Genomic DNA, 20992 nt, shown 5'->3' on the forward strand with positions numbered 1-20992 from the left:
TCATGGGCGCCATGAAAGGGTGAGGCTCGAGAAGGCGACGTTACTCTGTGGAACAACTGTGCCCGTGGGGTGTGAGATGCCAGGCCGGCGCCACACCTCCTACGGGTCGTAGTAGCTTCGTTCCGCAGTAGAGCTAGCCGCCCGTAGTCGGCCGGAGGTCATGCGTGGAGCCGTCCCAGGTGCTGATCAGCCTCGTTCTCCCGGTGTACGGGGTGGAGGAGTATCTGCGTCCCTGTCTGGATTCGATGCTGGGGCAGTCGTTCTCCTCCTTCGAGGTGATCGCCGTGGACGATGCCTCGCCCGACGGGTGCGGGGCGATCCTCGACGAGTACGCGAGCAGGGATCCGCGGGTCCGGGTCGTGCATCTGGAACGCAACGGCGGGCTCGGCGAAGCCCGTAACGCGGGGCTGGAACATGCCCGCGGGGACTATGTCTGGTTCGTCGACAGCGATGACCTGATCGCCGACGAATCGCTGTCCGCGATAGCCGGCAGACTGACCGCGGCCCGACCTGACGTGCTCTTCTTCGACTACGCGCGATTGTTCCCCGAAGGCGGGGTCGGGCCCGCTCCCCGCGCGCACCTGCTGCGTGAGCCGCCGCCGCCCGAGGCGTTCGAGCTGCGGAGCCGGCCCAGTGTGCTCGAGCTGATGATGACCGCGTGGAACAAGGCGATCCGCCGTGACTTCCTGACCGGTCTGGGCGTGCGCTTCGGGCAGGGGCTGTACGAGGACCTGCCGGTCACCTACCCGATCCTGGTGGCCGCCGAGCGAATATCGCTCCTTGACCGGGTCTGCTACCTCTACCGCGAGCGGCGTGCGGGCGCGATCACCACCACCGTCAGCGACCGCCACTTCGATGTGTTCGGCCAGTACGAGAAGGTCTTCGCCTTCCTCGACGAGCGGGGTGCGGCGGCCGAGGAGTTCCGCGCCCAGTTGTTCGACCGGGCGATCTGGCACTACACGACCATCATCGACGAACCCGGCCGGGTCCCGGCGGCCCGGCAGCGCGAGTTCTTCGCCCGGATGGCCGAGCACTTCGCCCGCTTCCGGCCCGCGGGCCACGTCTATCCGCCCGGAGCCCGAGGCGTGAAGTTCCGCCTGGTCGAGCGGGGCGACTACCGGCTGTTCGCCGCGCTGCGCCCGGTCAACCAGCTGCGCCTGAAGGCGCGCCGGGGCGTGCGCGGAGCGGTCGGCGCGGCACGGACGGCGACGCGGCGGGCCCGTGCCCTGCCGGCCCTCCTCTACTACGAGGCGTACAAGCGCCTGCCCGCCGACGACGGGCTCGCCGTCTACGCCGCCTACTGGTACCGCAGCTACTCGTGCAACCCGCGCGCCATCTACGAGGCGGCCCGCGAACTGGCCCCGGACATCCACGGAGTGTGGGTGGTACGGAAGGACGCGGTCGCCTCGCTGCCCGCGGGGGTGGACCATGCCGTGGAAGGTTCCCTGCGCTCCCTGCGCGTCCTGGCGCGGGCGAAATACCTGGTCAACAACGTCAACTTCCCGCACACGGTGTCCAAGCGCCGCGGCTCGGTGCATGTCCAGACGCTGCACGGGACCCCGCTGAAGGCCATGGGCCTGGACCAGCGGCACTACCCGGTCGGCGCCCGGGGGATGAACTTCACGCGGCTGCGCGAGCACTCCGCCCGCTGGGACTTCCTCCTGTCGGCCAACCCGCATTCCTCCGAGGTGTGGCCGCGCGTCTACCCCGGCAGCTACGAGCTGCTGGAGACCGGCTATCCCCGCAACGACCGCTACTTCCGCACCGGCCCGGAGGAGATCGCCGCCATCCGCGCCCGCCTGGGCATCGAGCCCGGCCAGACCGCCGTGCTGTACGCCCCGACGTTCCGGGAGTACGGAGGCGCGGGTCCGCTGCCGGATCCGTCCCGCCTGGCGGCCGCCCTCGGACCGGATCACGTGCTGATGCTGCGCTCCCACTACTACGACGCCGAAGGCGCACAGACGGGCGCCGAGAGGCGGGCCGAGGGCGCCGCGCGGGTCGTCGACCTCTCCTCGTACCCGGTCGTCGAGGACCTGTGCCTGGCGGCCGATGTGCTGGTGACCGACTACTCGTCGATCATGTTCGACTACGCCTGCCTCGACCGGCCGATCGTCATCTACGCCCCGGACTGGGAGACGTACCGGGCCACCCGGGGCGTCACCTTCGACCTGCTGGCCGAGCCGCCGGGCGCTGTCGCGGAGAGCGAGGAGCAGCTGATCGAGGTGTTCCGCTCCGGGGCGGTCGCCTCCGACGCGGCGGGTGAGGCGCGGGCTGCGTTCCGCCGGCGGTTCTGCGCGTTCGACGACGGGCATGCCGCGGAGCGGGTGGTTCGGCGGGTGTTTCTCGGCGAGAAGCCCTGACGGGTGGTCTGTGCCGGGGCAAGTGGTCGTCTGCGGGTCCGTTGTGGCTGGTCGCTCCCCCGCTCTCGGCTTCTCCCCCACTCTCGGCTTCGCTCGAGCGGGGGGACCCCCATGAGCGGGGGGACCCCCATGAGCGGGGGGACCCCCATCGCGGCGGAGCCGCATATCGACACAGCCCCGCGCCCCTATAGGGCGCGTTTGGCGCGAACCAGGAGGTTGTCCAAGGCCCGTTCGAACGGGGCCAGTGGGTCGGGTGTTGCCGGGCCCAACAGGTACGCGCGCAAGCGCTGTCGCTCCTTGGCCAAGGGGTCGGTCTTGCCGTCCAGGAGGTCGTCGAGACCTGCCAGGTCGGGGCCGATGAGGTGGGCGGCCCGGGCGGCCGGGTAGCGGTCGCGGAAGGTGTCGGGGGCGAGGCCCGCGGGGTTGGCTACGGCGTACGGCTTGCCGGTGGCCAGGTAGTCGGTGACGACGCCGGACACGTCGGCGATGAGCAGGTCGGCGTGGTCGAAGCAGTCGTACAGGCCCGGTCGGGAGCCGCCCGTGACGCGGTGGCGCCACCAGCCCTCGGCCGCCCAGTACGCCGCGTTCCACTCCGCCAGTGCCGACTCCCAGGCGGCCGAGGGCGGCTCTTCGGACCCTCCGGCGTCCCGCGCGGCCTGCGCCTCGTCCCCGCGCGCGGGCCGGCGCAGCTCGTCGAGGCGGCGGGCGAGCTCCGGGAGCCGGGCCGCCTGCGCGGCCTGTTCCCGCGTGTCCTCCCGCCGGAACTCCTCGCGGGCGTCCCGGGCGGTGTTCGCCTCGTCGATCATGGCGAGGATCTCGGTGTGCGCCGCACGCGCCCGGGGGTCCAGGGTGCCGGTCAGCGGATGCGGCCGGTAGAGCAGGCGGACCGCCGGCTCCCGCTCCAGCAGGGCCTTCACGATCCGCGGTCCCATGCCGGTCAGTGACGTCGCCGCGCCCGGGTCGCCGTGGAAGCCCTCCCAGGTGGGCGCGTAGAGCACGGTCGGTATCGGCGACGCGGAGGTGCCGCCGGCGGCGTTCAGCCGCCCCAGCGACGGGCGGCCGACCTCGACCACGTCCGCGTCGGCCACGCCGGACCCCGAGCGCGCGTAACGTGCGCGCCCGGCGGGCCCCGCCACCCACACCTCGTCGTACACCTTGGTGAACGGATTGGAGCTGGTCGGCTTGTCGCTGTCCCCGTGGCCCAGGTAGACGCTCCGGAACTCCGGCAGCCGCAGCAGGTGGGTGTTGTTGGCGGCGTTGGCCACGAACAGCGCCACATGCGCCTCGGGCAGCCGGAAGGCGGTCAGATCCTTGCCCAGCGGCAGGCACACCACGGGCCGGGACGTCGGATCGAGCCGGGTGAGCATCTCGCGCTCGCGCAGCACGACGACGACCCGGCGTCGCAGCCGGTCGAGGACCGGCAGCCAGCCGTTGAGCTGGTACGCCGATTCCAGGGCGCCGGAGAAGTACACGACGACCTCGGGACGGTACGCCTCCACCTGCTCGTTCACCGCGTGCAGCAGCTTGCCCTTCGCGGCCAGATGCCGTCCCCGCCAGGCGTGCAGGGCCAGCCACCCGGCCGTGGTCAGCGCGGCGAGCACCGCGGTCCCCGCTCCGATCGCCGCCCACTTCGGCCCGGCCGCCGCCGCGACGGCCACGCCGACGACCAGGGGCAGGTCCACGAGCGCGAGCGGCCCCCGGTGGAGGTCCATCAGCGGCCGCGGCGGCGCGTCGGGGATCCGCAGCGCGGACAGATCCACGTTCCGGGTCACCACCGGCAGGCGCCTGCACCACCAGACGAACAGCAGCAGTCCCGCGTAACCGCCGCGCAGCGCCTGCAGCGCCAGGAAGCCGAGGGCGGTCAGGACGAACGCGCCACACTGGGCGTCCCCCAGCCGTGCCAGCAGCACCAGCGCCGCCGCGCCCCGCAGCAGCGACCCCGCCGTGACGCTCAGACACACCTGGCCGAGGGGCTGCATGGAGCGTGCGATCCGGCGCAGTGCCCTGGGCTCGGCGAGGTAGTCCGCGGCCGCGAACACGGCGAACGCCCAGCCGCTGGGCACCACCGCGGCAACGAACAGCCCGAGCAGCGCCACCGGCAGCCCCGCGACCGCCGCAACCGTCGTCACCGGCACCCGGCCCAGCAGTTTCCTCGGGTTTATCGTGCTCACCGCCATTCGACACTTGTATCAGAGCGGTAGACGCAGCTCCGCCCCGACCTTTTTCCGTGGATATGGCATCGGAGCGACGCCCCACCGGTCCGCGAGGGCGTCCGCCACTCGCATGCGGGGCCCGTCGGCGCGGGGCGCGGCGTTGGCCGCCGGCTCGGCGACGATCTGCGTCGCGTTCTCCAACGGGAGCCCCCATGCGTGGAGTTGTCTTTCGGTGAGGAGGCGGGCGAGGCCACGTGTCCGCACACCGACCCCGCGGAGCTTCTGGCACGTCAGGCCCGGGTGCCGCGGCCGGACAACTCGGTCGCGTGTCGTATGCACGCAGCGCTAGCGTGCCGTGCATGACGACCGCCGATGCCACCGACAGCTCCGGAGCCAGCCCCCGTTTCGCCGCCGCCCTGGGCGAACTGGGGCTCGACGACCTGCACAGCCGTATCCGCCGCTTCCCGGACGCGACCCGCACCGCCGCCGAGGCGGCCGCCGCGATCGGATGCGAGCTGAGCGAGATCTGCAAGTCGCTGATCTTCGCGGCGGACGGGGTTCCGGTGCTGGTGCTGATGGACGGGGCGTCGCGGGTGGACGTCGAGCGGGTGCGTGAGGAACTCGGCGCCGAGAAGGTGACGCGGGCCAAGGCGGACGTCGTACGGGAGACCACCGGGTACGCGATCGGCGGTGTGCCGCCCTTCGGGCACCGTACGAAGACCCGGGTGCTGGCCGACCGTTCGCTGCTGGAGCACGACGTCGTGTGGGCCGCCGCCGGTCATCCGCACGCCGTGTTTCCCATGGAGCCCAAGGAGCTCGTGACCCGCGCCGGAGCCACGCTGGTGGACGTGCGCGAGCGCAGCTCGTGACGCCGCTGGTCGCCACGGCCGTCCTGTGCGCCGCGGTCACCCACGCCGGCTGGAACGCGATCGCCCACCGCATCACGGACAAGCTGGTCGGGTTCACGCTGATCGCGGGCGGCGGGATGCTGATCGGGCTCGCGATGGTGCCCTTCGTCCCGCTCCCGGCGTCCGGGGCGTGGCCTTACCTCGCCGCCTCCGCCTTCATCCACCTCGCCTACTACGTCCTGCTCATGCGGTCCTTCCGGCTCGGGGACTTCGGGCAGGCGTACCCGATCGCCCGCGGCACCGCGCCGCTGGTCGTCACGGTGCTCGCCGCCGTGTTCGCGCACGAGGTGCCGAACGGGTGGGCGGCCGCCGGTATCGCCCTGTCCTGCGCGGGCCTGACCGGTGTCGCCCTGTGGGGGCTGCGCGGCAGCCGGCCCAACTGGGCGGCGATCGGCGCGGCCCTGGCCACCGGGCTGACCATCGCCGCGTACACGGTCGTCGACGGGCTGGGGGTACGGGCGTCCGGCTCCTCCCTCGGGTACATCGCCTGGCTGATGGCGGTGGAGGGGTTCGCGATCCCGGTGTACGCGCTGACCCGCTGGCGGGGTGAGTTCCTGGCCGTTCTCCGCCCGTTCGCGGGCGTGGGCCTCCTCGGCGGCGCCATGTCCGTCGCCGCGTACGGCCTGGTCCTGTGGGCACAGACCAAGGCCGAACTCGCGCCGATCGCGGCCCTGCGCGAGTCGTCGATCATCGTGGGGGCGGCCATCGGCGCGGTGTTCTTCAAGGAACGGTTCGGGGCACCCCGGATCGCGGCGGCGGTGTTGTTGGTGGCGGGGATCGGGCTGATGCTGCGGGCGGGCTGAGCGCCCGGGCTCGGCCGTTGATCGTGCGCGGCGCCGCTGTGGCTTGTCGCGCAGTTCCCCGCGCCCCTTTTGGGTTGGTGTCGCGCCGTACTTGGCTGCGGCTGCGTCGTGGCTTGTCGCGCAGTTCCCCGCGCCCCTATGGGGCGCTGTGCACGTGGCGTGGTTGTCTGCGGCCGCGCGGCGGAGCCGCATATTGACACAGCCCCGCGCCCCTTCAGGGCGCTGCCGCACCGCAGGGTAATTCGCGGACCGCAGGGCGAATCCCACACCCCGCACCGCCCCTGTCCGATTCACGTCGGTGTACGCGCCCGCGATTTGCCTACGCCTTGACGATCCGTTCCGCCGGAGTTCAACTCGGCGTTTGTGCCTGGGTTGTGTGTTGTCCCTATGGTCCCAGCGGACATCGGGAGAAGGGGGATCCATGGGGACACTCCACGCAGTTGTGGCTCGGGGGATCACCAAGTGCTTCGGCGACGTCGTCGCACTCGACGGTGTCGACCTGGATGTGACGCAGGGGCAGATCCACGGCCTGGTCGGTCCGAACGGTGCCGGCAAGACGACGCTGCTCGGTCTGCTGCTGGGGCTGGCCGTCGCCGACAGCGGGCGGCTCGACATCCTCGGCACGCCGGTGGGGCGGGCGTTCGACGCCCCCGAGGGTGTCGCCGGTTTCGTGGACGGGCCCGGCCTGTACCCCTCCCTCACCGCCCGGCAGAACCTCGCCGCACTGGCCCGGCTCCGCGGGCTCGACGCGGGTTCCGCCGGCATCGACGAGGTGCTCGACCAGGTCGGGCTCACCGCCGTCGCCGACGACAAGGCCCGCGGCTTCTCGCTCGGTATGCGGCAGCGGCTCGGGCTCGCCGCCGCCCTGCTCACCAAGCCCCGGCTGCTGGTGCTCGACGAACCCTCCAACGGCCTCGACCCGGCAGGGAAACGGCACGTGCACCGCGTCCTCAACCGGCTCGCCGCGGACGGCACCAGCGTGGTGCTGTCGAGCCACCGTATGGACGACCTGGAGGCGCTGTGCTCCGAGGTCACCATCCTCGCCACCGGACGGGTCGTGTTCTCCGGCCCGCTCGGCAAGCTGGCCGCCGAGAACCGTGAACTCGACTACCGGATACGGACCTCCGACCCGCAGGCCGCGCGACGGCTGGCCGACACCTCGGACGGGATCCGGATCGTCGACGACGCCGGGATACGGCAGGACGACGAACTGCTCGTCGTGCGCGCCCTGGTGCCCGCCCTCGACGAACTGGTGGCGGGCCTCGTGCGCGCGGGCGTCGCGGTGCGCGAGCTCGCGCCCGTCGTGTCGCCGCTGGAGGCCGCCTTCCTCGCCCTCACCGAACAGCAGGAAGAGGCCGGCCGATGACCGCGACCGTCACCGCTGACAAGGTTGTCAGGGCCCCCCGGGTCCCCGTCTCGCGCGGCTACCGCTTCGAACTGGTCAAGCTGGTCACGCAGTGGCGCATCCGGCTGCTGGTGCTTGCCTGCTGGATCGCTCCGGCCCTCTTCGTCGCGGGTGTGAGCCAGCAGAGCACGCTGCCCTCCGACACGCTCTTCGGGCGCTGGATGCACGCCACGGGGTGGGCCGGACCGCTGGTCATGCTCGGGTTCGCGGGCACCTATGCGCTGCCGCTGCTGGCCTCGGTGGTCGCCGGTGACGTGTTCGCCGCCGAGGACCGGCTCGGCACCTGGCGGCATCTGCTGGTCGCCGTACGGTCGCCGCGGCGGATCTTCGTGGCGAAGTCGCTCGCCAGCCTCACCGTCATCCTGCTGCTGGTCGCGGGACTGGCCCTGTCCAGCGCGGCCGGCGGGCTGGTGTCGGTCGGCAACCAGCCGCTGGTCGGCCTCGACGGCCACCTCCTGGCACCGGGGGATGCCGCCCTGCGGGTCCTGCTCGCCTGGACCGCGGCCCTCGCACCGACCCTGGCCCTCGCCGCGATCGGACTGCTCGGGTCGGTCGCGCTGGGGCGGTCCCCCATGGGGCTGCTGCTGCCCCCGCTCCTCGCGCTCGCGATGTCGGTCGCCCAGATGCTGCCGCTGCCCGTCGCCGTACGCCTCGCCCTGCCCGGCTACGCCTTCATCTCCTGGAACGGCCTGTTCACCAGCCCCGCCCAGCTCGGCCCGCTCCTGATCGGCGTCGCGGTCGGCCTGGTGTGGGCCGTGCTCGCGACCGCGCTGGCATATGTCCTGTTCCTGCGGCGCGACTTCACCAATCTCGCCTACGACGGTTCCGGGCGCCGGGCGCTCACCGTCGGCGCGCTGCCACTGGCCGGGCTGACCGCTCTCACCGTGGGCGTGGTCGCCGTGGCGACCCCCTCCCTGGGCTCCGGCATCGAGCAGGACAAGGTGCAGCGGTCGGTGGCCACGGCGTTCGCCCACCTCTACCGCATGCAGACGCAGGAGCTGCACCGTCCCGCCGTCACCGAGGCGCAGCTTCGGGCCTCGGCGGCCTGCACCAAGAGCGACGGCCAGTCGGCCCAGGAGGGCGCGGGCAACGACTGGCGGTGCGTCGTGACCTGGCATCTGCCCGGGGTCCCGGTCCCGGGGACGGCGATCTATCAGCTCGACATCACCTCAGACGGGCGGTTCGTGGCCGACGGCGACGGTCCCAAGGAAGTCAACGGCTACTTCCTGCTGCGGACTTCGACCGGAGACGCCCCGAATCCGCTGTGGCAGTTCGACGGCAACGTCGAGCTGCTCACCACCCCCCACTGAAGGTTCCACTGAAGGGTTCACTGAAGGGAACACCTCCGTGCAGGTAACACGCCAGCGCCGGATCAACGAGAAGAATCAGGTCAACCTCTTCGGCAGACGCGTCGGCCGCCGCGCCCTGCTGGTCACGGCGGGCATCGCGGTCGCCCTCGGCGTCACCGGCACCGCGGTCGCGTCGACGTGGCAGTTCGGCACCCAGCAGGTCGCCGACGAGACCGCGAACGGCCAGGTCATCTCCAGCGACCAGTACATCAAGCCGTACGGCACCCGCTCCGTCATCAACGACGGCAAGATCATGTCGTCCACGGTCAGCCCGGACGGCAGCCGGCTCGCGGCCTCGGTCGCCGACGGTGACGCCTCGCTGGTCGTCCTGGACCTCGCGAGCGGTCAGGTGATCCAGAAGGTCGGCACCAACGCGGCGGACGGCCTGCGCATCAAGAGCGGCTCCGTCGGCCAGGAGGGCCCGACGTACTCGCCGGACGGCACGCAGCTGTGGCTGGGCCAGACCGACGGCTACACCAAGTTCACCGTCGGCGCCGACGGCACCCTCTCCAACCCCGTGACCGTCCCGATCCCGGCCGACGGCACCAAGCACGCCCTCGTGGCTGCCGCGGTCTTCTCGGCCGACGGCTCCACCGTGTACTCCGCGGTCAACGGCCAGAACCGGGTCGTAGCCATCGACGCGGCCACCGGAACCGTCAAGCAGAGCTGGGCCGTCGGCAACGCCCCCCGGGGCATCGCCCTCGTCGACGGCAAGCTCTACGTCAGCAACGAGGGTGGCCGTCCGGCCAAGGACGGCGACACCACGATCAACTCCTACGGCACCCAGGTGCCCGCCGACCCGGACACCGGCGCCGCCACCACCGGCACCGTCAGCGTCATCGACACGGCGGACCCGTCCGCCGCCGTCGGCAGCATCGACGTAGGACTGCACCCGACCGCGGTGTACGCGAACAAGGGCGCGGTGTTCGTCACCAACACCGCCGACAACAGCGTCTCGGTCATCAGCACGGCCAAGGACAAGGTCGTACAGACCATCGCCACCCAGCCCTGGCCGGAGGCGAAGGTCGGCTACGAGCCGAACGCGGTGACCCTCACCGACGACGGCCGTCTGCTGGTGACGCTCGGCCGCGCCAACGCGGTCGCCGTCTACCGCTACAAGTCCCCGCAGGAGCCCGCCCGTTACGTCGGCCTGCTCCCGACCGACTACTTCCCCTCCGGGATCGCCACCGTAGGCAAGAACGTCGTCGTCTCCAACACCCGCGGCATCGACGCCCGCCGCCCCACCGCCGCCTCCGGCCACGGCACCCACGACACGACGTCGAGCCTGACGCAGTTCACGCTGCCGGACGACAAGACCGTCAAGGCCCAGACCGCCAAGGTCTTCAAGCAGAACGGCTGGACGCCCGGCTCGGTCCTGACGGCCGGCGGCAAGACCTCCGGGAGGGCGCTGCCGGTCCCGCTGCGGCTCGGTGACCCCTCGACGATCAAGCACGTCTTCCTGCTGGTCAAGGAGAACCGGACGTACGACCAGGTCTACGGCGACCTGCCGCAGGGCAACGGAGACCCCTCGCTCACCACGTTCGGCGAGAACGTCACGCCCAACCAGCACGCCCTGGCCGAGCAGTTCGGCCTCTACGACAACTTCTACGACGTCGGCACGAACTCCGCCGAGGGCCACAACTGGCTGATGCAGTCGGACAACCCGGAGTACACCGAGTCCTCCGCGGGCGAGTACCAGCGCAGCTACGACACCGAGGACGACGTCCTCGGCCACCAGAAGACCGGCTTCATCTGGAGCGGCGCGCAGGCGGCCGGCAGGTCGGTCAAGGACTTCGGCGAGTTCCAGTCGCTGGAGACCAAGCCGGCCGGGGCGACCTGGCAGAACCTGTACTGCGACAGCAAGAACATGGAAGCGACCGGGGCGCAGACCCAGTACCCGATCCAGACGGGTTCGGCGATCCCCTCGCTCAACAAGGTGTCCGTGCAGGGCTTCCCGCTGTTCGACCTCGGTGTCCCGGACATCTACAAGGAACAGATCTGGAAGCAGGACTTCGAGAAGAACGGCCCGGCGAACCTGAACATGTTCTGGTTCTCCAACGACCACACCGGCGGCCCGGCCAACGCGGCGGCCGAGGTCGCCGACAACGACCTCGCGGTCGGCCGGATGGTCGACGAGATCTCGCACAGCAAGTACTGGAAGGACTCGGCGATCTTCGTCGTCGAGGACGACTCCCAGAACGGCCTCGACCACGTCGACGGCCACCGCGCCCCGGTCCAGATCATCAGCCCCTGGGCCAAGCATGACACCGTCGACAGCCACTACTACTCGCAGATCACGATGGTCCGCACCATCGAGCAGATCCTCGGGATCCACCCGATGAACCAGCTCGACAGCGCGGCCACCCCGATGTACGGGGCGTTCAGCCTGAAGCCGGACGACACCCCGTTCACGGCCGAGCCCAACCGGACCTCGCTGACCCTCGGCGTGAGCCCCCAGCCTTCCTGCGGCTCGGACACCCCGGCCCCGCAGGACCGCAAGGCGGCACTCGCGCCGACCTCCGCAGCGGTGCCGCAGGCCCAGCAGAACCTCGCCGCCGAGTGGAAGACCTGGGCGTCCCACCAGCGGCTGACCGGCCCGCACGCCGTGCCCGACTACGCCAACAACGAGCAGATGAACCGCTACACCTGGTACCAGACCCACAACTGGACCAAGCCGTACCCCGGCGACAAGAAGGTGTACGCGCCCGCCGACGTGCCGGGCGCCTACCTGCCGTCGGCGGAGAACGACGGCTGACACGCGCCCAGCGCGCAGCGGACCCCGGGCCGACGTCACACCGGCCCGGGGTCTGCGTGCATCCGCGGGCGCGTAGGAGCACCCTGGAAGCAGGTCTTCCGGAGGTGATCGTCATGATGCACACCGCAGTGGGATGGCACGTCGAGCTGGAGTTCCAGGAGGACGAGACGCACACGCGGGCGGTCGCGCTGGTACGTCTGTCCGACGGGACGGAGGTCAAGGCCCATGGGCATGCGAGCCGGCACCACACCGACGCGAATCAGCCGCGTGTGGGGGAGGAGATCGCCGGGGCGCGGGCGCTGAATGAGCTCGCCATGCAGCTGCTGACGAAGGCGCATGGGGAGATCGACTCGGCGTCGGGGCGGACCTCGCACTCCATCAACGTATGAGCCGCAGGGGTCCCGTCACGTGAGAGAGACGCGGACCGCCCGTACCAGCGCCTGAGCCCGCGGATCCGCCGTCACGCTCTTGCGGAAGCCGTTGGTGACATAGCCGAAGGCGATGCCCGAGTCCGGGTCGGCGAAGCCCAGGGCGCCGCCGCGGCCCGGGTGGCCGAAGGAGGTGGGGGACAGGAGCGGGGATGCCGCTCCGTGGAGCATGTAGCCGAGGCCGAACCGTGTGCCCACCACCAGCACGCGGTCCGGTCCCGCGCTGCGTTCGGTGCGGGCCAGCTCCACGGTCTCCGGGGTGAACAGCCTTGTGCCGCCGTCTACTTCGCCGATCAGGGAGGCGTAGAAACGCGCGAGGCCCTCCGCCGTGGCGATGCCGTTGGTGGCGGGCAGGGCAGCCGCGCGGTAGGCGGGGTCGTTCTGGTCCGGGAAGGGGCTGATCGCGGCGAAGGCGCGACGGGTGAGGGAGTCCGGGTCCTCGTAGGCCTCGGTGACCGAGCGCTTCGGGCGCGAGCGCAGACCGCCGACGGGCTCGGGCCCCTCCACGCGCCCGGCGCGGCCCACCCGGCCCGCCTCCGACTCCGGCAGGCCCAGCCACAGGTCGAGCCCCAGCGGCCCGGTGACCTCCGCCGCGAGCCACTCCCCGGCCCACCGGCCCGTGACGCGCCGTACCAGTTCGTCGAGCATCCAGCCGTACGTCAGCGCGTGATAGCCGTGATCGGTGCCCGGCTCCCACGCGGGCGCCTGCGCGGCGACCGCCTCGGGGCCGCGGTGCGGGTCCAGCGCGTCGGACGGCGTGAGCGGACGGTCGAGCACGGGCAGCCCGGCCCGGTGGCTCAGCACGTGCTGCACCAGCAGCCGCTCCTTGCCGTGCGCCTTGAACTCCGGCCAGTACTCGCCCACCGGCGCGTCCAGGTCCAGTTCCCCGCGCTGCTGCAGCAGCAGGAGTACGGCGGCGGCGACCCCCTTGGTCGCCGAGCGCACGACCTGGGCAGTGCCCTGCTGCCACGGTTCGGTGCCGTCGACGTCCTTCGTGCCGCCCCACAGGTCGACGACCTTGCGCCCGTCCCGGTACACGGCGACGGCCGCGCCCCGGTCCCCGAGCGCCTCGAAGTTCCGTACGAACGCTTCCCTGACCGGCTCGAAGCCCTCGGCCACCGCACCGTGCACGTCCACGCCCGTGCGCCTCCCGCCTGTGTGTGCTTCCTACTCACCCAAGCAGAATCGTCACGTCGATGTTCCCGCGGGTCGCGTTCGAGTACGGGCAGACCTCGTGCGCCGCGTCCACCAGCTGCGCCGCGACCTCCTGGTCAAGGACCGGCAGTGAGACGCTGAGGGCGACCGCGAGGCCGTAACCGCGCTGCTTGTTGGGGCCGATGCCGACCTTCGCGGCGACCGTGGAACCAGTGAGGTCGAAGCCGGAACGCCGGCCGACCAGCACCAGCGCGTTGTGGAAGCACGAGCTGTAGCCGGCCGCGAACAGCTGCTCCGGGTTGGTGCCGTTGCCGTCCCCGCCCAGCTCCGGCGGCATCGCGACCTTGACCTCGATCTGCCCGTCCTGGCTGGTCACATAGCCGTCCCGGCCGCCGTGCGCCGTCGCCTCGGCGACGTACATGATTTTCGTCGGTCGGGTGTCGGTGTCGGTGTCGGTGAGATGGTCACTCATGGCGCTCATGGTTGGCCCCCCAAAACGAGTGCGCGCAAGTACATCGTGCACAAGATACTGGCTGGTAGGTCAGCAGCCGGTCCCAGGGGGTGGGAACCGTGAGTAACCCGAGATCAGCGCTCTGCGGCCGCTTCGGCCCTCGCCGCCAGTCGCCGGAGGTCTTCGCGGAGGCGTGCGACCTCGGGCGCTTCGAGCCCCGTCGCCGCGAGCAGCGCGCCCGGTACGCACGCCGCGCGCTCCCTTAGCTCCTCCCCGCGCCCCGTGCACGCGACCAGCACCGAGCGCTCGTCATGCGCCGCGCGCTCCCGCCGCACCAGGCCCGCCGCCTCCAGCCGCTTCAGCAGGGGCGAGACAGTGCCGTAGTCGAGCCGCAGCGCCGTCGCCAGTTCCTTGACCGGGATCTCGCCGCGCTCCCACAGGACGAGCAGGACGAGGTACTGCGGGTAGGTGAGGCCCAGTTCGTCGAGGAGCGGGCGGTAGGAGGACGTCACCGCGCGCTGCGCCGCGTACAGCGCGAAGCAGAGCTGGTCGTCGAGCAGCAGTGAGCCCTCAGAGCCGGTCCCGGCCGCCGTGTCGTCCGCGTTCGTCACGCGCCCATTGTCACGGACCGCGGGTCGAAACCGAAGGGCAGCTCCAGGCGGTGGGCGCGCATCAGGTCCTCGTCGGAGAGGAGCTCGGCCGTCTTGCCGTCCGCCGCGATCACGCCCTCGCTGAGGACCAGGGAGCGCGGGCACAGCTCCAGGGCGTACGGCAGGTCGTGCGTGACCATGAGGACGGTGACGTCCAACGACCGCAGGATGTCGGCCAGTTCGCGTCGGGAGGCCGGGTCGAGGTTGGAGGACGGCTCGTCCAGGACGAGGATCTCCGGTTCCATCGCGAGGACGGTCGCCACGGCCACCCGGCGCCGCTGCCCGAAGGAGAGGTGGTGCGGGGGGCGGTCCTTGAACTCCGCCATGCCGACCCGCGCGAGCGCCCGGTCGACCCGCTCCTGCAGCTCCGGCCCCTTCAGCCCGGCCGCCGCTGGACCGAACGCCACGTCCTCGCGGACCGTCGGCATGAACAGCTGGTCGTCGGGGTCCTGGAAGACGATGCCGACCCGGCGGCGGATCTCCGCCATGTGCTGTTTGCCGACGGGCAGCCCGGCGACCGTGACCGTGCCCGCGCCGCCGGTCAGGATGCCGTTGAGGTGCAGTACGAGGGTCGTCTTGCCGGCACCGTTCGGCCCGAGCAGCGCGACCCGCTCGCCGCGCCCGATCGTGAAGTCGACGCCGAACAGGGCCTGGTGGCCGTCGGGGTAGGCGAAGGCGAGGCCGGAGACCTCGAGAGAGGCAGGGGAAGCAGTACTCACAGGGTCCATCCCAGCAGGCAGACGACGAGGGCGGCGAAGGGGAGCGTGAGGGCGTACGACCACTGCGCCCGGGAGGCGGTCACCTCGTCGATCACGGGCATCGAGCCCGCGTAGCCGCGGCTGACCATGGCCAGGTGGACGCGCTCCCCGCGCTCGTAGGAGCGGATGAAGAGGGCGCCGGCCGACTTGGCGAGCACGCCCCAGTGCCGCACGGCCCGCGCCTCGAAGCCCCGGGACTCGCGCGCGATCCGCATCCGCCGCATCTCGTCCGTGATGACGTCGCCGTAGCGGATCATGAAGGACGCGATCTGCACGAGCAGCGGCGGGAGCTTCAACCGCTGGAGGCCGAGGAGGAGTTCGCGCAGCTCGGTGGTGGAGGCCAGGAGGACGGAGGCGGCGACACCCAGCGTGCCCTTGGCGAGCACGTTCCAGGCGCCCCACAGGCCGTTCACGCTCAGGGACAGCCCCAGGACGTCCACCCGCTCGCCCTCCGCCACGAACGGCATCAGCACCGCGAACGCCACGAACGGCACCTCGATCAGCAGCCGCTTGAGCAGGAACCCGGCGGGCACGCGCGCGAGATGCGCGACGAGAGCGAGCAGCACGGCGTACAGGCCGAACGCCCACACCGCCTCTCGCGGGGTCGACACCACGACCACCACGAACGCGAACGCCGCGGCGAGCTTGGTGTGCGGCGGCAGGGCGTGCACGGGGGAGTGCCCGTGCCGGTAGAGCCGGTGCGCGTGTCCCGCTCCCATGTCACAGCCCCGTGTTCGCAGGGGAGACGTCCGCGCCGCGCCGTCTGCGCACCGCCCAGAACACCGTGCTGCCCGCGACGACCGTGACACCGACGCCGATCAGGCCCGCCACGCCCTTGGAGACGCGGCCGTCGGTGATGTCCTTGACGCCGTAGCCGGCGAGCGGGGAGCCGGCGGAGGCGTGCTTCTGGGTCTTCTTGTCGATGCCCTGGTCCTGGGCGACCTTCATCAGGCCGTCGGGGTTCGCGTTGGCGTAGAAGCTGACGAAGCCCGCGAGGACGAGGGAGGTGACCAGGCCGGTGACCCACAGGGTGCGCCGGGAGGCGCGCGCCGCGACGGGTGCCGGGCGGGACGAGGGAGCGTCCACGAGTTCGCCGTTCACCCGCAGCTTGAGCTTCTGCTCCAGGCCGCGCGCGCCGTACACGAGATCCGGGCGTACGGCGATCACCGCGCCCACGGTCAGTCCCGTGATCGCCGCCTCGCCGATCCCGATCAGCACGTGCACGCCGATCATCGCGGTGGCGACCTTGCCGATGGAGACGTCCGTGGTGCCGCCGACGGCGTAGATCAGCGTGAAGGCGACCGCCGCGGCCGGGACCGAGAGGAGCGCGGCGACGAAGGAGGCCGCGGTCACCGAGCGGCGCCCCCGTGGGAGGAGTTTCACCAGGCCGCGGAAGACGGCGTATCCGACGACCGTCGTGACGATCGCCATGTCCGTGATGTTCACGCCGAGCGCGGTCAGGCCGCCGTCCGCGAAGAGGATGCCCTGCATCAGCAGGACGACGGACACGCACAGGACGCCGGTGAAGGGGCCGACGAGGATCGCGGCGAGCGCACCGCCGAGCAGATGGCCGCTGGTTCCCGCCGCGACGGGGAAGTTCAGCATCTGCACCGCGAAGATGAAGGCCGCGACCAGCCCGGCCAGCGGCGCCGTCCGCTCGTCCAGCTCACGGCGGGCGCCGCGCAGGCTCACCGCGACGGCGCCCGCGGCGAGGACTCCGGTCGCGGCGGAAACGGGGGCGTTGATGAATCCGTCAGGCACATGCACCGTTCGATGATAGTGCCTTGTTGCGAACTACTTGCAAGAGCGAGGGGCTTGTGGCGGGAGTTGTCCCACGCCAAGGGGCGCGCTCGGGAAAATATGGGACATTAGGAGGGGGTGGACGCACAGCTTCCACACAGGACACGCAGCGTGAGAGGGCCGTCACGATGTCTGTAGTCGAGCAGTACGCACGAGCCCACCTGGTCACGGATGCGGCGGTACCGGAGGACGAGACGGTACCCGTGGTCCTGCGGTACGACCCCGAGGTCGACCCGCGTGAGGTGCGGGTCGGCTTGCCCGGGGCGGACGAATGGAGCTTTTCCCGTTCCCTGCTGGAACAGGGGCTGCGGGCGCCTGCCGGCAACGATGAGGTGCGGGTGTGGCCCTGCGGGCGGGTTCAGGCCGTCGTCGAGTTCCACTCGGCGGAGGGTGTCTCGGTTGTGCAGTTCGAGTCGAAGACTCTGCTGCGGTTTCTGCGCCGCACCTATATGGCTGCGGCGCCTGTTGGTCGGTGATCGTCTGCGGCGCCGTTGTGGCTGGTCGCGCCCACGCGGCGGAGCCGCAAATAGACACAGCCCCGCGCCCCCCGGGGCGCCCCCCGGGGCGCCGCCCCCGGGACGCCCCGTCAACTCAGCCGCCCAGCTTCAGCAGCGCCGCCACGATCGGCCCCGCCGTGTCGCCTCCGTGGCCGCCTGCCTGGACCACGCCTGAGGCGGCGAGGTCGCCGCAGTAGGCGGTGAACCAGCCGTTCGGCTTCTTCTGGCCGTCGACCTCGGCCGAGCCCGTCTTGGCGCCGCAGCCGGACATGCCTGCCATCGCCTTGGCCGCCGTGCCGTAGGAGGCCGTGTAGGACATGACCTCCTTCAGTTCGGCCTGGGTTTTCGAGGACATCGTGCGGGAGGCCTTGGCCAGGGTGCGGTGGTCCACCGACGGGGCGACCAGGTACGGCTGGTGGAAGGTGCCGGTCGCCACCGTCGACGACACCGACGCCATGTTCAGCGGGTTCATCCGCACCCCGCCCTGCCCGATCAGCGAGGCGCCCATCTGCGCGCCGCTCATCACCGGGACCGAGCCGTCGAAGGTCGGGACGCCGATGGACCAGTTGTTCAGGCCAAGGCCGTAGACCTGCTGGGCCTCCTGCGTCAGATCGCTGTTGGACAGCTTCGGCGCGAAGTTGATGAAGGCGTTGTTGCAGGAGGCCCCGAAGGCCAGCTTGAACGTCCCCTTCTTGATCTCGGAGTCGCCGTCGTTGTGGAACGTCCAGCCCGCGAGCTTGTACGTCTTGGGGCAGGGGTGCGACTGGTCGGGGTGGACGAGGTCCTTCTCGAACAGCATCGTCGACGTCACGATCTTCATCGTGGAGCCGGGGGCCAGGGAGCCCTGGAACGCCACGTTGAAGCTGGGGCTGTGGTTCGCCACGGCCAGGATCTCGCCGGTGGACGGACGCATGACGACGACCGAGGACCTGTCCTTCGCGGCGACCTGCTTCTCGGCGGCGGCCTGGAAGACCGGGCTCAGCGTCGTGTTCACCCTGCCCGGCGTGCCCTTGGTCAGCGTCAGCAGCGTCTTGTCGGACAGCTTGGCCTTCTGCGACGCCTTGCCGCGCACCACGTCCAGCTCGACGCCCGCCTTGCCGCCCGCGGTCTTGCCGTACTTCTCCCGCAGACCGTCCAGGACCGGGCCGAGCGAGGGGTACTTCGCGGTCGTCAGCTCGCCGCCGTGGCGGTCGTACGCCTTGACCGGCGGCGTCCCGGCCTCGCCGGTGACCAGGGTGTCGCCGTCCCTCAGGTCGGGGTGGACGACGGAGGAGTGCCAGTCGACGTACGGCTTGCCGTCCTCCTTCTTGCGCACGACCGTCAGCGCGCTCTGGTACGAGAGCGGCAGCTTGGTGCCCTTGTAGGAGACCGTGCCCTTGACGGAGAAGGGGACCTTGTCGCCGGTGCGGGTGCCCTCGGTGACGGTGGCGCCCGTGATGTGGGCGTCCTTGGTGAAGCCGGTGAGCAGGGCGGTGGCCGCCGCAGGGTCGTTCGTGGCGGCGGCGGCCTGGGTCACCTTGCCCTGCTGCCAGCCCGTGAGGAACCGCTCGGCGGTCGTCTGGACCTCGGTCGCGGACAGCGGACCGGTCTTGACGGCCTTGTGGTCGGAGGCCGCGGACGTCGAGGCCGACCGGTCGTCGGCCGATGCCCCGCCGCCGTACAGCGCGTAGGCGCCGAAGCCGGCGCCGCCGATCACCACGGCGATCATCCCGCCGACCACGGCGGGTTTGGTCTTCGGTCGCTCGGCGACGCGCCTTCTGTTGCCCACTGTTCCGTTCCTCCGAGAGATCCCCTGGGTCCCCGTTGCCACATCCATTCCAACCAACGACGGCAACAGCCTAGAGTCCCTTCCTCAACGGGTGACTTCAGGAGCCCGTCCGTAGCACAGCTGCGACAATCGGCCCGGCCGCCGTGCCGCCGTGGCCGCCCTCCTCGGTCATGGCCGCCGCCGCGAGGTCACCCCTGAAACCCGTGAACCAGCTGTTGGACACGGCCTGTCCGTCGACCTCCGCGGAACCGGTCTTCGCGCCGAAGTCCCCGCTCAGCCCGGCCATCGCCTGCGCCGCGGTGCCCTGGGTCGCGGTGAGCCGCATCATCTGCTTCAGCTGCGCGGCGGTGCTCGCGGGCAGGCCCTTCGCGGCGGCCAGCTGACGGTCGTCGAGCTTCGGCGAGATCAGATACGGCTGCCGGAAGGTGCCGGTGATGGCGGTCGCCGTGACCGACGCCATGTTCAGCGGGCTCATCTGGACCTGGCCCTGGCCGATGGCGTTCGCCGCCCGGTCCGGGCCGCTGACCGTGGGGACCTTGCCGTCGAAGGAGACGATGCCGGTCTTCCAGTTGTCCTGGCCGAGCCCGAACCGGTCCTGGGCCTCCGTGGTCAGCGATGAGTCCGAGAGCGGCTTCTCGTCGATGAGCTTGATGAAGGCCGTGTTGCAGGAGCGCAGGAAGCTGTTGGCGAGCGTGGCCTTCTCGTTGGGCTGCATGCCCTTGAGGTTCTTGAAGGTCTGGCCCTGCCACACGGCGTCCTCAGGACAGGGCGCCGGGCCGTTCATCGAGGTCACGCCGTTGTCGATGAGCATCGCGGCGGTGATGATCTTCATGGTGGAGCCGGGTGCCACCTCGCCCTGGAAGGCCGCGTTGAACTGGTCCCTGCGGTTGTTCGCGACCGCGAGGACCTCACCGGTGCTGGGCTTGACGGCCACCACCGACGACTGCGCGAACTTCTTCACCGCTGTCTCGGCCGCCGCCTGCGCGCTCGCGCTGATCGTGGTCCGCAGCCTGCCCGCCCTGCCCTTGGTGAGGGTGAGCAGCGAGGTGTCGCCCGCGTCCGGGGACTCGTGCTTGATCGCCAGCTCGATGCCGGGAGTGCCGCCCGCCTTGTCGCCGTACCGCTCGCGCAGGGTGTCCAGGATCGGGCCGAGCGAGGGGTACTTCTCCTTCGTCAGTACGGCCCCGTTCCGGTCCACGGCCTCGATCGGCGGGTTCGCCGCCTCGCCGGTGAACAGGGTGTCGCCCTTCTGCAGCTGCGGATGGACCACGGACGGCCGCCAGTCGACCAGCGCCCGCCCGGTGCTCTTCCCGCGCACGACGGTCAGCTCGCTCCGGTAGGTCAGGGGCTTGGACCTGCCGCCGTAGGACACCGTCGCCCTGACCGTGTAAGGAACGCTCGCGCCGTTCGCCGTGCCCGGTGTGATCCTCACTCCGGTGATGTGCGCGGCATCGCTGTAGGAGGTCAGCAGCGGTTCGGCCGCGGCGTCGTTGTTCGTGTACGTCGCCGCCCGGGCCGCCTGGCCCTTCTCCCAGGCCGCAAAGAACTTCGCCGAGGTCTCCTTGATCTCGTCGCTGCTCGGCGGACCGGTCTTCACGGACGTCGATCCGCCCGGACCCCCGTCGCCGTTCAGCGCGGACACGATGTTGTACGCGCCGTAGCCGGCGCCGCCCACCATCACAGCGAAGACGCTGCTGATGACGGTGACCTTGACCCCCTTGCCCATGAAGGGCTCCCTCCCCGTTCCCCGTT

17 protein-coding genes are annotated in these 20992 nt (G+C 71.1%); 8 read left to right on the plus strand and 9 right to left on the minus strand.

The annotated features are described in order from the left end of the window. Positions 1–164: 164 nt before the first annotated feature. The gene (locus ACFY1U_RS41270) at positions 165–2360 is read left to right on the plus strand and encodes a CDP-glycerol glycerophosphotransferase family protein (protein WP_390699183.1); all 2196 of its coding nucleotides are present in this window, start codon (positions 165–167) and stop codon (positions 2358–2360) included. A gap of 185 nt (positions 2361–2545) precedes the next feature. Here the strand turns inward: ACFY1U_RS41270 and ACFY1U_RS41275 are convergent, their stop codons facing one another. After that, positions 2546–4537, minus strand: a complete 1992-nt coding sequence (locus ACFY1U_RS41275) for a hypothetical protein (RefSeq protein WP_390699184.1) — start codon at positions 4535–4537, stop codon at positions 2546–2548. A 335-nt stretch (positions 4538–4872) separates the two neighbouring features. Between ACFY1U_RS41275 and ACFY1U_RS41280 the strand changes: the two genes are divergently transcribed. From ACFY1U_RS41280 to ACFY1U_RS41305, 6 genes are all read left to right on the plus strand, one after another. Then, the gene (locus ACFY1U_RS41280; protein WP_390699185.1) at positions 4873–5382 is read left to right on the plus strand and encodes a YbaK/EbsC family protein; all 510 of its coding nucleotides are present in this window, start codon (positions 4873–4875) and stop codon (positions 5380–5382) included. Next, positions 5379–6224: an EamA family transporter gene (locus ACFY1U_RS41285; protein WP_390699186.1), complete on the plus strand. Its 846-nt coding sequence runs from the start codon at positions 5379–5381 to the stop codon at positions 6222–6224. The genes ACFY1U_RS41280 and ACFY1U_RS41285 overlap by 4 nt, the downstream gene beginning before the upstream one ends. Positions 6225–6645: 421 nt before the next feature. After that, complete coding sequence (locus tag ACFY1U_RS41290) at positions 6646–7590, plus strand: ABC transporter ATP-binding protein (protein ID WP_390699187.1); 945 nt, start codon at positions 6646–6648, stop codon at positions 7588–7590. Next, the gene (locus tag ACFY1U_RS41295) at positions 7587–8939 is read left to right on the plus strand and encodes an ABC transporter permease (RefSeq protein WP_390699188.1); all 1353 of its coding nucleotides are present in this window, start codon (positions 7587–7589) and stop codon (positions 8937–8939) included. Before ACFY1U_RS41290 ends, ACFY1U_RS41295 begins: the two co-directional genes overlap by 4 nt. Positions 8940–8976: 37 nt before the next feature. Next, positions 8977–11733 (plus strand): phosphoesterase, encoded by a 2757-nt coding sequence (locus tag ACFY1U_RS41300; RefSeq protein ID WP_390699189.1) that lies wholly within the window; start codon positions 8977–8979, stop codon positions 11731–11733. Between the two features lie 113 nt (positions 11734–11846). Next, positions 11847–12122 (plus strand): DUF1876 domain-containing protein, encoded by a 276-nt coding sequence (locus ACFY1U_RS41305; protein ID WP_099934194.1) that lies wholly within the window; start codon positions 11847–11849, stop codon positions 12120–12122. A 15-nt stretch (positions 12123–12137) separates the two neighbouring features. On the opposite strand, the gene ACFY1U_RS41310 is transcribed toward ACFY1U_RS41305, so the two are convergent. From ACFY1U_RS41310 to ACFY1U_RS41335, 6 genes are all read right to left on the minus strand, one after another. After that, positions 12138–13298 (minus strand): serine hydrolase domain-containing protein, encoded by a 1161-nt coding sequence (locus ACFY1U_RS41310; protein WP_390699190.1) that lies wholly within the window; start codon positions 13296–13298, stop codon positions 12138–12140. Between the two features lie 34 nt (positions 13299–13332). Next, the gene (locus tag ACFY1U_RS41315) at positions 13333–13788 is read right to left on the minus strand and encodes an organic hydroperoxide resistance protein (protein ID WP_390699191.1); all 456 of its coding nucleotides are present in this window, start codon (positions 13786–13788) and stop codon (positions 13333–13335) included. A 113-nt stretch (positions 13789–13901) separates the two neighbouring features. Then, on the minus strand, positions 13902–14378 hold the full coding sequence (locus ACFY1U_RS41320) for a MarR family winged helix-turn-helix transcriptional regulator (protein ID WP_390699192.1): 477 nt from the start codon (positions 14376–14378) through the stop codon (positions 13902–13904). After that, on the minus strand, positions 14375–15145 hold the full coding sequence (locus tag ACFY1U_RS41325; RefSeq protein WP_390699193.1) for an energy-coupling factor ABC transporter ATP-binding protein: 771 nt from the start codon (positions 15143–15145) through the stop codon (positions 14375–14377). The genes ACFY1U_RS41320 and ACFY1U_RS41325 overlap by 4 nt, the downstream gene beginning before the upstream one ends. After that, positions 15133–15894 (minus strand): cobalt ECF transporter T component CbiQ, encoded by a 762-nt coding sequence (gene cbiQ, locus ACFY1U_RS41330; RefSeq protein WP_390699194.1) that lies wholly within the window; start codon positions 15892–15894, stop codon positions 15133–15135. The genes ACFY1U_RS41325 and cbiQ overlap by 13 nt, the downstream gene beginning before the upstream one ends. A gap of 1 nt (position 15895) precedes the next feature. Then, the gene (locus ACFY1U_RS41335; protein WP_390699195.1) at positions 15896–16942 is read right to left on the minus strand and encodes an energy-coupling factor ABC transporter permease; all 1047 of its coding nucleotides are present in this window, start codon (positions 16940–16942) and stop codon (positions 15896–15898) included. 161 nt (positions 16943–17103) lie between these two features. Between ACFY1U_RS41335 and ACFY1U_RS41340 the strand changes: the two genes are divergently transcribed. Continuing rightward, complete coding sequence (locus ACFY1U_RS41340) at positions 17104–17451, plus strand: SsgA family sporulation/cell division regulator (RefSeq protein WP_390699196.1); 348 nt, start codon at positions 17104–17106, stop codon at positions 17449–17451. A 115-nt stretch (positions 17452–17566) separates the two neighbouring features. Here the strand turns inward: ACFY1U_RS41340 and ACFY1U_RS41345 are convergent, their stop codons facing one another. Together ACFY1U_RS41345 and ACFY1U_RS41350 are read right to left on the minus strand one after the other, a co-directional pair. Beyond that, a complete protein-coding gene (locus ACFY1U_RS41345; protein ID WP_390699197.1) occupies positions 17567–19240 on the minus strand; it encodes a penicillin-binding transpeptidase domain-containing protein in 1674 nt (557 codons plus the stop codon). 97 nt (positions 19241–19337) lie between these two features. After that, entirely contained in the window at positions 19338–20966 is a 1629-nt protein-coding gene (locus tag ACFY1U_RS41350) for a penicillin-binding transpeptidase domain-containing protein (protein WP_390699198.1), read from the minus strand. Positions 20967–20992: the final 26 nt, after the last annotated feature.

The organism is Streptomyces sp. NPDC001351, from assembly GCF_042896045.1.
GTDB lineage: Bacteria > Actinomycetota > Actinomycetes > Streptomycetales > Streptomycetaceae > Streptomyces.

Excerpts from the sequence above, each read along its gene's own strand:
- ACFY1U_RS41275 (WP_390699184.1), bottom strand. The coding sequence starts at position 4,537 with ATGGCGGTGAGCACGATAAACCCGAGGAAACTGCTGGGCCGGGTGCCG.
- ACFY1U_RS41280 (WP_390699185.1), top strand. The coding sequence starts at position 4,873 with ATGACGACCGCCGATGCCACCGACAGCTCCGGAGCCAGCCCCCGTTTC.
- ACFY1U_RS41290 (WP_390699187.1), top strand. The coding sequence starts at position 6,646 with ATGGGGACACTCCACGCAGTTGTGGCTCGGGGGATCACCAAGTGCTTC.
- ACFY1U_RS41295 (WP_390699188.1), top strand. The coding sequence starts at position 7,587 with ATGACCGCGACCGTCACCGCTGACAAGGTTGTCAGGGCCCCCCGGGTC.
- ACFY1U_RS41305 (WP_099934194.1), top strand. The coding sequence starts at position 11,847 with ATGATGCACACCGCAGTGGGATGGCACGTCGAGCTGGAGTTCCAGGAG.
- ACFY1U_RS41315 (WP_390699191.1), bottom strand. The coding sequence starts at position 13,788 with ATGAGTGACCATCTCACCGACACCGACACCGACACCCGACCGACGAAA.
- ACFY1U_RS41325 (WP_390699193.1), bottom strand. The coding sequence starts at position 15,145 with ATGGACCCTGTGAGTACTGCTTCCCCTGCCTCTCTCGAGGTCTCCGGC.
- cbiQ (WP_390699194.1), bottom strand. The coding sequence starts at position 15,894 with ATGGGAGCGGGACACGCGCACCGGCTCTACCGGCACGGGCACTCCCCC.
- ACFY1U_RS41340 (WP_390699196.1), top strand. The coding sequence starts at position 17,104 with ATGTCTGTAGTCGAGCAGTACGCACGAGCCCACCTGGTCACGGATGCG.
- ACFY1U_RS41350 (WP_390699198.1), bottom strand. The coding sequence starts at position 20,966 with ATGGGCAAGGGGGTCAAGGTCACCGTCATCAGCAGCGTCTTCGCTGTG.